Origin of the sequence: Mesorhizobium sp. AR07 (assembly GCF_024746815.1) — a bacterium.
In the GTDB taxonomy this organism is placed as follows: domain Bacteria; phylum Pseudomonadota; class Alphaproteobacteria; order Rhizobiales; family Rhizobiaceae; genus Mesorhizobium.
Map to the genome: position 1 here is coordinate 2,452,249 of NZ_CP080525.1, position 12,921 is coordinate 2,465,169.

Consider the following 12,921-nt stretch of genomic DNA (forward strand, 5'->3'; position numbering starts at 1 on the left):
CAGGGTGCGGCTGCCCTCACCCTGGACGGCCACCAGAGAAAACGAGTCCAGAGAAAATCAGCCACCGGAGAAAACCAGCCACCGGAGAAATAGAGTCACGATCGCCGCTGCAGCACCGGCACAGTTTTGGTTTCGACATCGTAACCGCCCGTCTTGGCAACCTCGATCACCCGGCCGCCCTCGCGGAAGACGACGTTCGACCAGGTGCGCTGCGTCAGTGCAGCCTCGTAGGCGGCCTTGGCCACCACGAAGTTGTTCATCTCGCCGATCCGGTCATAGGATACCCCCTCGCCGTCGACACATTCGATGAGGTAGGTGTAGTCGTAGATTTTCCGTGTACCCATGGCGACCTCCGTTCGGGCTATCGCCGCAACTGCATCGAGCAAAGCATGTTCCGCTTTCGTTCTCAAGTCGGTAACGGAGAAATAGAGCCCTCGGAGAAAATCAGACGGGTGAACTTTTTCGCTTGACGGGATGAAGGAATTCACGTTAAAAGTGAAATATCAGAGATAGGAGATCGCACAATGAGCCTTCGCTGGGAGAATGACCCCGATCCCATATCGCCGATTGATCTCATCGCCTTCGCAGGAGAGGTTCCTGTCGGTGGGGTGCGACAATCGGGCTCGGGGCGCTTCCGTTGGGAGATCGTCCAACTGCCCGGCAACCCCTATAGGCGCGGCGATCATGCCGGGTGGGTACAAACCCAAGCCCACGCCAAGGCCATGGTGCAATTGCATTGGGACGATTGGTTGCGGCGGGCGACTTCCGAAAATCAAAAAGGGGGCACCCCTGCTTCTGCGAAATCGATTCCAGAAGTTGAGCCAATTGACCCGTCGAACGGGCAACCACTGCCGCACGTCGAGAGGAATCCATTGTGAGAAACCCAAAGCGCGGCCCTTGCCAGTACGCCGGTATCCAGCCCAACAGGGCCGGCAAGATCGTGATGCGCGCCGACGCAGCTTGGCCATGCAGCGCGCCGTTGCCCGAGTTGCCAGCGCTGCCGGCCTCGATCACAAACAGCTCTGGCTACACCTGGCCGCCGCGCCGCACACACGTCGATCGAGACGCATGTGCTGAGTGCCCATGTTGGACTGTGCGTGAGCCGGTTATCCCCGTTGATCCGGTTGCCGTCGCCGTCTCTGCGGGATGGATTCGGCATGACGGCGGATCGCGGCCGGTGCCAGAGAGTGCGAAGGTGCACTTTCGCGTGCTGGACGAACTTGTTCACGAAAGATCAATCTCGGAAAACATCGAAGGTCGATGTGCTGACACTATACGGTGGGAGTGGAAGACATTCTCCGAAGGCGATCCGCGCAATGACAACATCGTCGTGTATAGGGTGGTCAACCATGGCTGACATCACCTGGACCCAAGCCGAACTCGACACGTTCGACCAGATCACGACGATGCTGGCCTCTCGCCACCAAATGGACAGGATCAACGCGCGGCTTGATCTGAAGGAGTTCGGATCTACGCACGGCAACGAAAAACTCGAAGCCATGTTCGCGGTGCTGAAACAGAGGGATGCGCACCGCCATCGAGAAGGCAAGGGAGATTTGAAATGACGCCCAATGATGAAGAAGTCGCACGCATCATGGCACTGGATGAGCGCGGGTTGCTGGATTATTTGCTCGACGACTACAGCCAATACAATCCTGGCGATGACTATTATTCGCATATCAACAACGCGGTGCATGAACGCTACCGGCAACTTAAGGAGGCACGCGCATGACCTACGCTGATTACCGCAAGCATCATGGTGTGTTCGCCTCATTCACGCTATCCGTCAACCCGTGGCTTTGGATGGGCACCGCAGCGGCCATCGGTGTGATTGCCGGATTGCTGCTTCGCTGATGACCGACATCCCCGATCACCTGAAGTTCGGCTACGAGCATCGCAAGGAATGCGACGAGCACCGCGCCAGGCTGATCGCCGAGGGCATGGAGCCGGGCAGCGTGGAACTCTACTTCGCGGTATTGGCCGCCTATGTCGAAGCGCACAAAAACGATCCGACCTTTCGCGAACGGCAGGCTACGTGGCGGGAGAAGAACCCGACGCAGTTGATCAACGTGCTGACCGTCGAGGAAATTGACTACCTGGTCGAGCGACTTGCCGGCGCCAACGATCCGCTCGGCATATCGGCCACAGAGAAATTGATCAGCATGAGGGGAGACTAGCGCTGCTCCGACGTCATACTCGATGAAGCAGATGTTGAAGCCAGGTTAGCATATCGGGCATTCGGGCGAGCCCGGAATCGAGTGCCGCCGTTGTCACCTTTGCAAGGGCCTCTGCCGGTAGCTTTTTGATCTGCTCGATCAGGTGGTCCTTGACCGACTGCGAGGCACTGGTCTCCCTTACTTTTGAAATCAGCAGATCGCGAATGGTATCCTTGTGAAGTTTGACCGTCACCACGCCAAGGATTGCAGAAAGACCACCATCATTAGCGATGAAATCCAAGCCATTCTTCGTTATGCTTGCCGTTACCGGCTGCTTGCCTTTATCCACATCATCGAACCAACTCACTGATATCAATTTGTGTTCGTCGAGGTACGCTAGATTCACAGCTAGGGCGTTATTGTCTTGCGGACCAAAAGTCCGACTTACGTTTAGCTTTTGCGGATATCCGTCCGATAGCTTAGACAATATCTGATGTTGCAACTCTCTCAGTAACAATTCGGCCATTGCGCGCTCTAACCTATGCAGTCGCCACAGTTGCGATCGACTTTATTTCCATGGCATTCAGAACGATCTTGTGGCCGTTATCCAGAAGCAAGGTGATCTCGCAAAAGATGCTGGTAATGCGCGGACCCCGACCGGCCCGAATATTGTCAGCTGCGTCGTTCATCGAGTTGGTTCCAACTATGGTTCCCGCGAGCGGCTGTCCGTTCAGCAGACTCACAATCACGTCTCCCCCAAACGGCGCTTCTACCATAACCTGTCGGATGTGCTGGTACTCTTCCGCTGAACTGCTCCAACCAAACATTTCGAATCCCCTCCCCTGTTGAGACACGATCATGGGGGAAAGCGAAACGCTTTGCTAGGCTCCCTCGTCAACGAAATCCTGCAGCGAGGCATGCCGTAGCTTCGCCTCGCCTCGAAGGTGTTTCACCCTCGCCTTGATGCCTGGCTTAACCCATTCAACACCAGGGTTCAGCACCGCCTTGGGTAACCCCTCGGGCGGCTCGCCCTTAGCTTGCTGCACCTTCGCCCACAAACGCGCTTTGATTGCATTGGTCGCGCTGATGACCGCTTTCCCGGCATACCTTCCGTTGCGAGCCATCAGGGCCACTGACGCCCGGCCGGCTCCCCGCTCCACGCCGAGCAGATCAAAGTCGCCGATCTCGAAACACTTCGTCTTCACCCACGAGTCGGACGGCCCGCTTCGGTAGGGGCTGTTGCGGCGCTTCGAGACCATCCCTTCGAGACCGAGCCGGTCAACCCCGGCGAAGAACTCGGCGCCGCCGCCTTCCACGTGCTCGCTGTACTGGATGATGCCGTCCGCTGGCTTCACCAAATCCCACAGGATCGCCTTGCGCTCGATCGCCGGCAGCGACCGCAAGTCCTTGCCGTCTTTGTGCAGGATGTCGAAGGCGACGAATGCCAGTTGTTCCGCGTTCCAGGCCATGCGCGAATGCATCTCGTGGAAGTTCGGCCGGCCGTCCGCTTCGGGGGCGATCATCTCCCCGTCCAGGATGAGCGATTTTGCCGGTAGTTTTTCCAGCGCCGCGACGATCGGCCAGTATCGCTTTGACCAGTCATGGCCTGCCTTGGTGCAAGCTCGCCCACCGGTCCAGTCGAGTAGCAGTTCGGTGCGAAAACCGTCGTATTTGATTTCGTGGAACCAGTCGTCGCTCAGCGGCGGCTGCTCGACCAGGATGGGTTCTTGCGGCTTGATGAACTTCAATCGCTCGGGATAGCTACTCATGCACGCACTCCGGGGACGCGATTCAATTAGCATGCGCTGAAATGGTTCCAAAAGCGCAAAGTCCGCGCCGTTCAAATTGTTTCACGTTTAAATTGACATTCACCAATTGCCATGTGAATGTGCGGGCAACGAATGGAGATCACCATGAACGAGACAGTTCTTACCGCTGGCACTTTGACGGCCAGCATGTTCAAGCCCCGCAACGTGCATTTCATCCTAGACTGCGACGACGTGCTGCTCGACTGGCAGCGCGGCTTCCGGCAGTGGGTCTACGCCAACCACGGCATCAAGCCCGAGGCCAAGGGACCGAAATCCTGGTCGCTGGCCAAATGGCTCGGTGTGCCCGAGGCGCGCTGTATGGAACTGATCATCGACTTCAACTCCACGCAAGCTTTCGGCGAGCTCTATGCCATGGATGGTGCGATCGACGCCGTGCACAAGCTGCACCAGGCCGGCCACCATATCACCGTGCTTACCAGCTGCTCGGGCGATGCCGTCACCTTCGCTCGGCGTAGGGCGAACCTGCAGCGGGTCTTCGGCACCATGGTCGAGCGCGTCGTGTGCCTTGCCCTCGGCGAAAGCAAGCGTGGCTGGCTCGACGTTCTGAAGCAGGGCGTGTGGGTCGAGGACAACTACAAGAACGCCATGGTCGGCGTTGAGGCCGGGCACGACACCTACATGATGCGGCGGCGGCACAACCGATCCGACGAGCCCGATGCCTACCCGGCAATCACTTGGGTCGACGATTGGCGCCCCATACTTTCACTTTTCTGTTGATTTTCACTTTCTCAACGTGATAGTTTTCGAAGCATGACACTCGCTGCGCGTACAAGGTCCCCGGTTCTCAGGCAACTGTTCAGAGTGCTCCGGGCTCAGAAGATGTCGCAGAACACTTTTGCCGGAAAGCTGCGCGTCAACCCATCGACCATCACCTTTTGGAAATCCGGCCGCAGCGAACCGCGTATCGGCGACTTCGAGGAAGCCCTGTCCAAGATCGGCAAGAAACTCGCCATCGTAGACATCTGAATTTCACCTTTAACATGCATGATATAGGAGACATTCGTGAAACAAGCCGCCTTTCTCATCGCTGGATATGTGCTCGGGGTAGCGTCTCTTACCGGCGCGATCGTCCTCTCGATCCAGGTCAACTCGTATGACTGCACGCGGCAGTTCCACACGGCGGCCTGCGAACAGGTTGCCGTGTTGCCGTGGGAGTCTCGCTGATGGACGCCGAGGCAGGAGTGTATTGCTCCATGAGCCCCGATGAACTGGTGGCCATCGACGGCTTGCGGGCTATCCAGAAACTGGTTCACCAGACCGAGACCGATGCCGGCTGGAACACCGACCTGAAAACAGGTCTGCCGATCAAACGCAACTTCGGCGAACTGATTTCGCTCGTTCATTCCGAGTTGAGTGAGGCACTGGAAGCCCACCGCAAGTGTAAGCTCCGCGACGACAAGTTGCCTTGGCATGACGCCGTGACAGTCGAACTCGCGGATGCCGTGATCCGCATCTTAAACATCGCCTCGTCGCGCGGTACCGACTTGGCCGCAGCGATCCTGGATAAGGACAAATTCAACCGAGAGCGGGCTGACCACAAGCTCGAAAACCGGGTGCTCGACGGCGGGAAAAAATACTAATGGGCGCCCGCACAACTGCCACGCTCACCTTCGGTGCTACCATCGCGCTGACCGAGGTAGAGGTCAGAGCACTGGACGCGCTCGTCGGCTACGGCGCCGAGGCGTTCCTGAAGGTCTTCAAGGAAAAGCTCGGCGAGTCCTACATCCGTAAGCATGAGGCCGGCATCCATTCGTTCTTCGGCTCGGTGGGTCGCGACGTGTTGCCTGCTCTCCGCGAGATCGACCAGGCTCGCATTGATCTGGCGAAAGCGGCGAGTGCTCGTGCCGCCGCCAAGCGGCAGAAGGATGGCGACGATGCGTCCCGCTGAGAGAGCCAAGATCGCCACAATGGCAGCGCTCGACGGGCTGCTGGTCGGCGCCGTTCTGAGCATCCTGCCGACTGTCGTCCTCAGCGTTCCTCCGGCAGCCTGGCTCACGGTCACCGTCGTCTGCGGTGTCGGTGGCGCGGTGATCGGGTGGCTGCGCGCCGAGTCGCTGGCGCGTTTTCGCCGCAGCAGGGGCCAACGGTGATGGAGGGGATCGTCATCCTAGGGCCGCTTCGCAACATTCTGTTCAACACGGCTCGCCGTTTGAACTACGCCACGAAATAACATGAGCAACATTCACGTTTAGCGGGAGATTCAAGCATGAACACTGTGATTGTCTACGGCCCTGAGGGATGCGGAAAAACCCGAAACGCCGAGGCGCTGCGAAAGCACTTCGGCTGCAGCAACATCGTCGATGGATGGACGCTGAGCCAGTACGTCGTCAAAGGATCGCTGCATTTGACGAATGAGACCAAGGATGATCTCGACATAGCCCGTCAACACGGTCTGTCAGCCAACCTGATCCCCTTCGGTGCTGCCATGACGCAGATGGACACTGCGATAATCGCACGGGCGGGTCTCGGTTCGACTACCACAGAGAAGCCGAGCAATCCGAAGGATTCTGTCGGTATTCGAAAATGGCGCCAGTATGCCACCGTGCCAGCCACCGTCATCGCCGAACTTGGCGTGGCTATGCTGGAGGGGGCGGTCAAATACGGCCGACACAACTACCGCGTGGCCGGCGTCCGCGCATCCGTTTACGTCGATGCCGCCAAGGGCCACATCGACCAGTGGTGGGAGGGCGAGGACTGCGACCCCGATGTGCCCGGACAGCGGTTGTCGCACATCGTCAAAGCCATCGCGTCGCTGGTGGTCCTGCGGGATGCCGAAATCCAAAAGATGCTCACCGACGACCGGCCGCCAAAGGCCAATCTCGATCGGGTCCGCCTGGATATGCAGGCCACCGTCGAGGCGATCCTGGACAGGTATCCCGAACCGAAGGACGCATTCACCGAGATCGGCGTGCGGAACGGCCAAGGTGTCACGGAATTTCGACCCAGGATTCACCTGACACCGAGCGAGATTCTTGGGCTCGGGTTACAGAGCTTCCACTCAGGTGGGATCGTCAGCGAGCGGCCTACAACCCTGGTAGGCGAGAAATGAAGCGACCCTTCCTAGCAGCCGCACGGCAATTCCTGATCTGGCGTTATGGCACATCGGTCGAATGGCGCTGCACCTACCGTGAGATCGCCCAGGCGACACGCATTGCCGAAACTAGCGTGAAGGCAATCTGCCTGAAACACGGCTATCGGACAGAGCGCGGCCAGTACTATGGCAGGCTCGACATCATGGCGGTGGACAGTTTTATTTCGCTGAATAGCCCAAACCACCGCAATCGCTATTGACGCTCCCAATTTCACGTTTATAGTGACATTCACAGATTGGAGACACGGATATGCCTTATCCGAACAACACGGAGGATCGGCTTTTGACCGACGACACCACCGATACCAGCCAGACCGTCGCGGCCGGCCAGCTTCGCGCTTTCATCGAAAGAATCGAGCGTTTGTCGGAAGAGAAGCAAACGATCGCCGACGACATCAAGGAAATTTACTCCGAGGCGAAGGGCACCGGTTTCGACTGTGCCGCCATCCGCGTGATCGTCCGCGAGCGCAAGAAGGACCAGGCCAAGCGCCAAGAGGAAATGACCATCCTCGATTTGTATCGCGCCGCGCTCGGAATGATCTGAGCCGCACCGTCACCCCCATCACCGGAGACCCACAATGAAACTCGGCGAACTGCGCGGCGCGATCCGCAAGACGAAGGGTAACCCCTTCATCAACGTTTTCCCCTTCCCCAACACCGACCAGGGCTTCCGCATGTTCTTGCAGAAGACGCCGCTGCTCGAAGAATTGGAGCGCGTCTATCCGGGCGGCAAGGCGGTCGAAACCGGTCTGGATTTCAACGTCGAGAGCGGCCTGCTGAAGTCGGTCGCCTACAACGAGTACATGGGCCTGACGACCGAGCAGAAGGCGGCTGCGTTCGAGGGGGCGGCGACCAACCAGGCGGCCGCACCGGCTGACGATGACGATCTGCTCGGCGACATTCCAGTGCTCGGCGTCAGCCCGATCGCCCAACAGCCCGATGACGACGACCTGCTGGTCTGACCATGGGCATCGCCGAAGCGCTCAAGCTCATCACCGACTCGCGTGACGTTCGCGGCGCCCCGATCAGGGGCAAGCTGACCAGTCTCACGCTGAACATCGGCCCGGAAGGTTGGCAGGCAATCGCCCAATTCTGGTTCTGCAACAGCTGGAACGTCAGCGTCGGCCCTGATCCGGTCGCCTGCATCATGGAGGTGCTGACCACGCCACCCGACATCTCGGAACCTTACGAGCCGAGGAAGTGGCTGGCCGCTGCCAAGCCTGTTCTGCCAGCCCGTGAGCAGTTCTTCAATGGGATGCAAGGTGGCGCGGCCATCGAGCACCAGGCAGCACCGGCCCTCATCGACGATGACGATCTGCTCGTGTGATGCTGCGGTTCTCCTACGAGTGGATCGAGATCGACCAGGACGATTTGAGCGATTTGCTCGCCTGCCGAGTCACTTTTAACGGGATTTTCACCTATGAGTTCGAGCGAGCACAGCTACGCTGACGCACTGGTGGCATCGCAGAAGGTCCACACGCGCAAGCCTGCGGACTTCTACCCGACGCCCCACAACGTCACGGCAGCGCTAATGGATTTCCTGAAGCTCGCGCCCGGCACCACTGCCTGGGAATGCGCCTGTGGCAGCGGCGACATGGCTATGGTGCTGGAATACTATCTCGGCCACGATGGTGTGTGGGCAAGCGACCTCCGCGAGGACTGCGGTTACGGCGATGCGGGCGTCAATTTCATGACCTGCGAGGTTAATGTCCAGCGGGACTGGATCATCAGCAACCCGCCCTTCAACCTCGCAGCGGCCTTCATAGAGCGCGCCCTGTCGATCACGCCGAACGTCGCCTTCCTGCTGAAGTCGCAATACTGGCACGCCAAAACTCGGCGCAAGTTGTTCGATCGCCACCCACCGGCTTTCATTCTGCCGCTCACCTGGCGGCCGGCATTCCTCGAAAAGGAACGCGGCAAGAGCCCTCTCATGGACGTGATGTGGGTCGTCTGGATGCCGCACGACGGCGAAACCAAATACCAGCCAATCGACAAGCCGGAACCCGAATTTTTGAACTCCCGCTTTCATTTTGAAAGTGATACTGATATAGGATTAAATTCCTGTAACGGAAAAATGACAGAGGTTCACAGAAAATTGAACGATGCAGAAAAGTGTCGGTTTGATTTTAATCTCTTGGACATTTTGGGCGTCGAAAAAGTAACGGCGCCTGTTAGATCAGTTTCAGGCAACGATCTGACAGATTTGTTGAATTAACAGCCTGCAATCTAGAGGTGTGAAAGAATGAATTTTAGTGATTTGTCCTTCGTAGGCATTGATTCTACGGATGAATTTCCGAAGGTAATGCCGTGGCAGCCGACCAGAACCGGGGAATACACCGAGGATTGCAAGGTCGGACGCACTTACTTCGCGGAACTCTCCGAGCTTATGTTGGCACAAAATAATCCCACGTTCCTTAGCCGGGTGCTGAGCGCCCAGGTGGCAGGTGGAAAGTGGGAAGGGGTTGAGATCGGCTTTAGCCAAGCGATGAGCGAAACGCTCATGAGGGCTGGTTGATCTCCAGTAAAGGGGCGGCGGGGTTCATCGAGACTTGCAAGAAAACTCGATGAACCTTTGCTTCTTAGAACCACTCGGTGAATCTGGCCCTTTGGCCGATTGTCGGATGATAGATAAAGCATTCGACCGCTTGGCGATTTACGTAGGCGTTGCGATCGTGCCAGCCGTCCGGTGCCGAGGGCGAGCGCACATACTCGATATTCAAATGATGACCTTCGCCCATAGGCGTGCCGCTGATATGCGCGGTCATGCCGTTGTGATCTTTCTCCCGCAGAAACTCGATTTCACCTCGGGTCTTGCGTATCTTGTGGTGGACGTGATGCAGGAGCCAGTAGAGGTTCAGGCACTCTGAAATATGCTCCCGAGCCTCCTTCACCATCACGCCGTAGAGCTTCTCTTCCTTGGCACCATCGCCATGGGTGAGGCCGAATAGGTTGCGCTCGAAGCGATAGTATTTGCGATGCGCCTCTGACAGATTGTAGTCGGTAGCCCGAACCCTTGAATTGGTGCGCAGCCGGCCGGCGACCGCTTGGGTGAGAGCCCATCCCATCAGCCAGTCGTGGTTCGACATGCAATGGATGAGGTCGACATCAGCCAAGGCAGAGGCTTCGCCGATGGCGACTTCGAGCGCCGCGCCGGCATCCTTGAAACCTTGGAAAATGGTGCCATCAGAGTCCTGGTAGGTGCCGCTTGTCGTCGAGGTGCGGGGACCGTCGACGTGCAGGATATCGTTGCCCATGACGAACAGGATGCGGCCGATGCCCCACGGTTCGGCCATACGGAGCAAGGCTTTTGTGCCTTCGATCACCCGATGGCGCGCGACCTCGCGATTGTAGACGTGGCCGGTCTCGGACTGGACGCACAGCTTCAAGAAGTGAACGTCGGCCAGGTCGATGACCAGTAGGTGTTCACCTGCAACCTCAACCTCACGAGGGGGCAAATAGCTCAGTTGTGATGGAACTTCGAGAACCGTTTCCCGAACCAGGTCCTCGATACGGACATTTTGCCCGGTCCTCGGATTTTTCACGAACAGCGAATAGCCGCTGCCACTATCGTCTTTGACGATCTTCCAGAAGTGGGACAGGTTGCGGGGGTCTTCGATCCCACCGGCCCGCGCGGCTTCCAGAATCGCCTCGTCGTCACCACCGTCTCGCGCCGCGCTGGCGCCTAACATGCCGCGCTTGTCTGCGTGCCGGAGACGGTCTCTGAACGTGGAGCGGCTGAGGCCGAGCGACTCGGCTGCGGCCGTCTTGTTGTTCTCGTTTGCAATAAGGGCGTCAGCCGCCTGTTGCGCGAGTTCGTCTGTCAGCGTAGGCGTTGGCATCTCAGACGCTCCCGCTCATTTCGTGTGGCCCTGCTGGACGCGCACAGCCTGATTGAGGATATGCTTGTCGTAGCCGCAGTTGCCGAGCGCGCGACGATCCTTGCCCCACAGCGCGTGTTCCTCTGCCTGCGACAGGTCGCGGTCGGGAATGGCCACCGGCTTATCGCACTCGTCGAGCAAGCTTTCGGCGATCTTGGCCTGGTGAGGCGGTTCGAACACCGCCCTCGGAACGCCGTTGCAGGCGCCGAAGCCGGAGAGCGTGACGAATGCCAGAAGCAGGGCGGTCTTCTTCATCACCATTGACCAATCTTGTTGAGTTCGCGGCCGACCGCGCGGGGCAGCCCGACCTGGTCCCTGGTTGCGGATTTGCTGCTGGCGTCGGCAAGCTTCGCCTCGGCGTCGTCGGCGCGGTTGCGCGCATTGGCGGCGATGGTCGCGAGGCGGTCGAGTTCATCCTGCTTCAGCAGTCTCTCGGCCTCGGCGGCAGCGATCTTCTTGCGCTGCGCGTCTTCCCAGGCGCCGCGCTCCTGCGTGATGCCGGCCGTTTTGCCAACGTGGTATTTGTAGGCGCCGTAGCCCCAAAGGGAGCCGCCCGCGACCAGTGCGATGAGGCCGTAGGCAACTGCCGAGGCGAGCAGGGAGCCGATGCCGGTGCGCGTTGCGATGAGGGCGATCAGGGAGCCCATCAGTTGAGACCCGAGACGCAAAGCTCGGCCTCGCCGATCCGCTGCGCATCACCCATTTCGCGGCGCTTGACCAGGCCATCGACCACGATGCCGCCAGCCTTGTTGAACGCCGTCTGAGCTTCGCAGCCCTTGCGATATTGACCCTGCATATGCCAGCGGGTGGCGTTTGAACCGGCCATGCCCTTCCTGGACGCGACCGAGCCAACGCCGAAATTGTAGGCGCCGGACAGCATGGCGGCCTGGACGCTGACCGGGAAGTTGAGGAAGTTGGGCACGCCCTTGACCAGCGGCAGGTAGTAGTCGTGGTAAATCTGCTCGCGTGTGATGGCTTCGCACTGCGGGCGCGTGAAGCGCATGTTGGCCGTGACCGGCTTTCCGTTGATGCGAGTGAGCCCGCCGCAGATATCGTATAGCTTGGCGAAACGATCCCAATGCGCGGACAACACCATGCCCTCCCATGGGAGGATCAGATTGTCGGTCGCAAGGATGACGGCCGGAGGAAGAAGCGTTGGCGAGGTGTCCTTGTAGCTGTGCCAGCCGCCAGCAAGAGCAGCTGCCAGCGCGGTGGCGATTGCGGCCTTGCCGCGCTGGCTCGACTTGATCTTGTTAATCGGCATCGGAATTCTCCGGCAGTGATTTCGGTTGAGGGGTGAGGCGCGCCCAAATGGCGCCGATGAGGATGACCATCGTCAGCCAGACGAATGCCTTGTGCGGGATGCCCAGCGAGTCTTCGTCGATGAAGGGGAGCAGCGCTTCGAGCACCTGGAAACCGAAGCCGAGGGCGATCAGCCTGACACTCCAAGCCCGAAGCAGGATTTTGTGCCAGCCATCTACCAGTCTCATTTGGGCACGCCCTGCTGGTAGATGGCTGAGATGCTGTTGCGGATTTCCTGGAAGTTGCGCTCGATCTTGTCGTCCATCCGATCGAGCTTTTCGCCGGTTGCCTGACGGGCTTCCTTGGCGTCTTTCAGATCGTCGCTGCGCTGCTTGTCGAGCCGCGTGATGTCCTTCTCGCTTGTGTTGACGCGACCTTCGAGACGAACGCTCCAGATGACGCAGAGGCCGAACATGACCAGTTGCGGCCAGTATTGGGAGATGAATTCCATGCCGTCAGTCCGCCGCTGGGTGCTGGTTGGCGTGCCATTTGGCAAGCTGCAGGGCACAATGGTTGGGCTCGATCAGCCGCGACATGAGGCGGCAAAACCGGCACTGCGTTCCCCTGCCCTCGGCAACCCTGGCGCAGAGCGTCTGAGTTGCACGGCCGCCGAAGACCCGATTAAGGAGGCCCGAGAGCCGATAGAAGTTCATGGACCGACCTCG

General features: G+C 58.9%; 28 protein-coding genes. 18 read left to right on the plus strand and 10 right to left on the minus strand.

Features of this window, described 5'->3' with window-relative positions:
* Positions 1–95: 95 nt before the first annotated feature.
* On the minus strand, positions 96–344 hold the full coding sequence (locus tag BPNPMPFG_RS12525) for a hypothetical protein (RefSeq protein ID WP_258595668.1): 249 nt from the start codon (positions 342–344) through the stop codon (positions 96–98).
* Positions 345–524: 180 nt separating this feature from the next.
* On the opposite strand from BPNPMPFG_RS12525, the gene BPNPMPFG_RS12530 reads away from it, so the two are divergent.
* The 5 genes from BPNPMPFG_RS12530 (at position 525) to BPNPMPFG_RS12550 (ending at position 2,177) form a co-directional block, all read left to right on the plus strand.
* The gene (locus BPNPMPFG_RS12530; protein ID WP_258595669.1) at positions 525–878 is read left to right on the plus strand and encodes a hypothetical protein; all 354 of its coding nucleotides are present in this window, start codon (positions 525–527) and stop codon (positions 876–878) included.
* Between the two features lie 471 nt (positions 879–1,349).
* On the plus strand, positions 1,350–1,565 hold the full coding sequence (locus tag BPNPMPFG_RS12535; protein ID WP_258595670.1) for a hypothetical protein: 216 nt from the start codon (positions 1,350–1,352) through the stop codon (positions 1,563–1,565).
* Complete coding sequence (locus tag BPNPMPFG_RS12540; protein WP_258595671.1) at positions 1,562–1,732, plus strand: hypothetical protein; 171 nt, start codon at positions 1,562–1,564, stop codon at positions 1,730–1,732. The genes BPNPMPFG_RS12535 and BPNPMPFG_RS12540 overlap by 4 nt, the downstream gene beginning before the upstream one ends.
* On the plus strand, positions 1,729–1,854 hold the full coding sequence (locus tag BPNPMPFG_RS12545; RefSeq protein WP_258595673.1) for a hypothetical protein: 126 nt from the start codon (positions 1,729–1,731) through the stop codon (positions 1,852–1,854). Before BPNPMPFG_RS12540 ends, BPNPMPFG_RS12545 begins: the two co-directional genes overlap by 4 nt.
* Complete coding sequence (locus BPNPMPFG_RS12550) at positions 1,854–2,177, plus strand: hypothetical protein (protein WP_258595675.1); 324 nt, start codon at positions 1,854–1,856, stop codon at positions 2,175–2,177. The genes BPNPMPFG_RS12545 and BPNPMPFG_RS12550 overlap by 1 nt, the downstream gene beginning before the upstream one ends.
* A gap of 13 nt (positions 2,178–2,190) precedes the next feature.
* Here BPNPMPFG_RS12550 and BPNPMPFG_RS12555 read toward each other — a convergent pair whose 3' ends face one another.
* Genes BPNPMPFG_RS12555 through BPNPMPFG_RS12565 form a run of 3 tightly spaced genes read right to left on the minus strand, consistent with a single transcriptional unit; the run spans position 2,191 to position 3,925 of the window.
* Entirely contained in the window at positions 2,191–2,682 is a 492-nt protein-coding gene (locus BPNPMPFG_RS12555) for a hypothetical protein (protein WP_258595677.1), read from the minus strand.
* A gap of 13 nt (positions 2,683–2,695) precedes the next feature.
* Positions 2,696–2,983 (minus strand): hypothetical protein, encoded by a 288-nt coding sequence (locus BPNPMPFG_RS12560; protein ID WP_258595679.1) that lies wholly within the window; start codon positions 2,981–2,983, stop codon positions 2,696–2,698.
* A 54-nt stretch (positions 2,984–3,037) separates the two neighbouring features.
* Complete coding sequence (locus BPNPMPFG_RS12565; protein WP_258595680.1) at positions 3,038–3,925, minus strand: ATP-dependent DNA ligase; 888 nt, start codon at positions 3,923–3,925, stop codon at positions 3,038–3,040.
* 144 nt (positions 3,926–4,069) lie between these two features.
* On the opposite strand from BPNPMPFG_RS12565, the gene BPNPMPFG_RS12570 reads away from it, so the two are divergent.
* The 13 genes from BPNPMPFG_RS12570 to BPNPMPFG_RS12630 all read left to right on the plus strand — a co-directional run bounded on the left by BPNPMPFG_RS12570 (position 4,070) and on the right by BPNPMPFG_RS12630 (position 9,591).
* A complete protein-coding gene (locus BPNPMPFG_RS12570; protein ID WP_258595681.1) occupies positions 4,070–4,702 on the plus strand; it encodes an HAD family hydrolase in 633 nt (210 codons plus the stop codon).
* Positions 4,703–4,804: 102 nt separating this feature from the next.
* Positions 4,805–4,951, plus strand: a complete 147-nt coding sequence (locus BPNPMPFG_RS12575; RefSeq protein ID WP_258595683.1) for a helix-turn-helix domain-containing protein — start codon at positions 4,805–4,807, stop codon at positions 4,949–4,951.
* A 36-nt stretch (positions 4,952–4,987) separates the two neighbouring features.
* On the plus strand, positions 4,988–5,149 hold the full coding sequence (locus BPNPMPFG_RS12580) for a hypothetical protein (protein WP_258595685.1): 162 nt from the start codon (positions 4,988–4,990) through the stop codon (positions 5,147–5,149).
* Positions 5,149–5,565, plus strand: a complete 417-nt coding sequence (locus tag BPNPMPFG_RS12585) for a nucleoside triphosphate pyrophosphohydrolase family protein (protein ID WP_258595686.1) — start codon at positions 5,149–5,151, stop codon at positions 5,563–5,565. The genes BPNPMPFG_RS12580 and BPNPMPFG_RS12585 overlap by 1 nt, the downstream gene beginning before the upstream one ends.
* Positions 5,565–5,873: a hypothetical protein gene (locus tag BPNPMPFG_RS12590; RefSeq protein WP_258595688.1), complete on the plus strand. Its 309-nt coding sequence runs from the start codon at positions 5,565–5,567 to the stop codon at positions 5,871–5,873. The genes BPNPMPFG_RS12585 and BPNPMPFG_RS12590 overlap by 1 nt, the downstream gene beginning before the upstream one ends.
* Positions 5,860–6,075 carry a hypothetical protein gene (locus BPNPMPFG_RS12595; RefSeq protein ID WP_258595690.1) on the plus strand — a complete coding sequence of 72 codons (216 nt, stop codon included), beginning with the start codon at positions 5,860–5,862 and terminating at the stop codon, positions 6,073–6,075. Before BPNPMPFG_RS12590 ends, BPNPMPFG_RS12595 begins: the two co-directional genes overlap by 14 nt.
* Before the next feature lie 125 nt (positions 6,076–6,200).
* Complete coding sequence (locus BPNPMPFG_RS12600; RefSeq protein ID WP_258595691.1) at positions 6,201–7,034, plus strand: dATP/dGTP diphosphohydrolase domain-containing protein; 834 nt, start codon at positions 6,201–6,203, stop codon at positions 7,032–7,034.
* Positions 7,031–7,276, plus strand: a complete 246-nt coding sequence (locus BPNPMPFG_RS12605; protein ID WP_258595692.1) for a hypothetical protein — start codon at positions 7,031–7,033, stop codon at positions 7,274–7,276. The genes BPNPMPFG_RS12600 and BPNPMPFG_RS12605 overlap by 4 nt, the downstream gene beginning before the upstream one ends.
* Before the next feature lie 83 nt (positions 7,277–7,359).
* On the plus strand, positions 7,360–7,620 hold the full coding sequence (locus BPNPMPFG_RS12610; protein WP_258595693.1) for a DUF2312 domain-containing protein: 261 nt from the start codon (positions 7,360–7,362) through the stop codon (positions 7,618–7,620).
* Positions 7,621–7,654: 34 nt separating this feature from the next.
* Positions 7,655–8,038, plus strand: coding sequence for a hypothetical protein (locus tag BPNPMPFG_RS12615; RefSeq protein WP_258595695.1), 384 nt, complete (start codon positions 7,655–7,657; stop codon positions 8,036–8,038).
* Positions 8,039–8,040: 2 nt separating this feature from the next.
* Positions 8,041–8,403 carry a hypothetical protein gene (locus BPNPMPFG_RS12620; protein WP_258595697.1) on the plus strand — a complete coding sequence of 121 codons (363 nt, stop codon included), beginning with the start codon at positions 8,041–8,043 and terminating at the stop codon, positions 8,401–8,403.
* 93 nt (positions 8,404–8,496) lie between these two features.
* Entirely contained in the window at positions 8,497–9,291 is a 795-nt protein-coding gene (locus BPNPMPFG_RS12625) for a hypothetical protein (RefSeq protein ID WP_258595699.1), read from the plus strand.
* Positions 9,292–9,318: 27 nt separating this feature from the next.
* The gene (locus BPNPMPFG_RS12630; protein WP_258595700.1) at positions 9,319–9,591 is read left to right on the plus strand and encodes a hypothetical protein; all 273 of its coding nucleotides are present in this window, start codon (positions 9,319–9,321) and stop codon (positions 9,589–9,591) included.
* 64 nt (positions 9,592–9,655) lie between these two features.
* Here the strand turns inward: BPNPMPFG_RS12630 and BPNPMPFG_RS12635 are convergent, their stop codons facing one another.
* From BPNPMPFG_RS12635 to BPNPMPFG_RS12660, 6 genes are read right to left on the minus strand one after another with little or no spacing between them, the layout of a single operon-like run.
* Positions 9,656–10,915 (minus strand): helix-turn-helix domain-containing protein, encoded by a 1,260-nt coding sequence (locus tag BPNPMPFG_RS12635; RefSeq protein WP_258595701.1) that lies wholly within the window; start codon positions 10,913–10,915, stop codon positions 9,656–9,658.
* 15 nt (positions 10,916–10,930) lie between these two features.
* On the minus strand, positions 10,931–11,209 hold the full coding sequence (locus BPNPMPFG_RS12640) for a hypothetical protein (protein WP_258595703.1): 279 nt from the start codon (positions 11,207–11,209) through the stop codon (positions 10,931–10,933).
* Positions 11,209–11,601 carry a hypothetical protein gene (locus BPNPMPFG_RS12645; protein ID WP_258595704.1) on the minus strand — a complete coding sequence of 131 codons (393 nt, stop codon included), beginning with the start codon at positions 11,599–11,601 and terminating at the stop codon, positions 11,209–11,211. The genes BPNPMPFG_RS12640 and BPNPMPFG_RS12645 overlap by 1 nt, the downstream gene beginning before the upstream one ends.
* Positions 11,601–12,218 carry a glycoside hydrolase family protein gene (locus tag BPNPMPFG_RS12650; RefSeq protein WP_258595705.1) on the minus strand — a complete coding sequence of 206 codons (618 nt, stop codon included), beginning with the start codon at positions 12,216–12,218 and terminating at the stop codon, positions 11,601–11,603. The genes BPNPMPFG_RS12645 and BPNPMPFG_RS12650 overlap by 1 nt, the downstream gene beginning before the upstream one ends.
* Entirely contained in the window at positions 12,208–12,444 is a 237-nt protein-coding gene (locus BPNPMPFG_RS12655) for a DUF7940 domain-containing protein (RefSeq protein ID WP_258595706.1), read from the minus strand. The genes BPNPMPFG_RS12650 and BPNPMPFG_RS12655 overlap by 11 nt, the downstream gene beginning before the upstream one ends.
* On the minus strand, positions 12,441–12,707 hold the full coding sequence (locus tag BPNPMPFG_RS12660) for a hypothetical protein (protein ID WP_258595707.1): 267 nt from the start codon (positions 12,705–12,707) through the stop codon (positions 12,441–12,443). The genes BPNPMPFG_RS12655 and BPNPMPFG_RS12660 overlap by 4 nt, the downstream gene beginning before the upstream one ends.
* Positions 12,708–12,921: the final 214 nt, after the last annotated feature.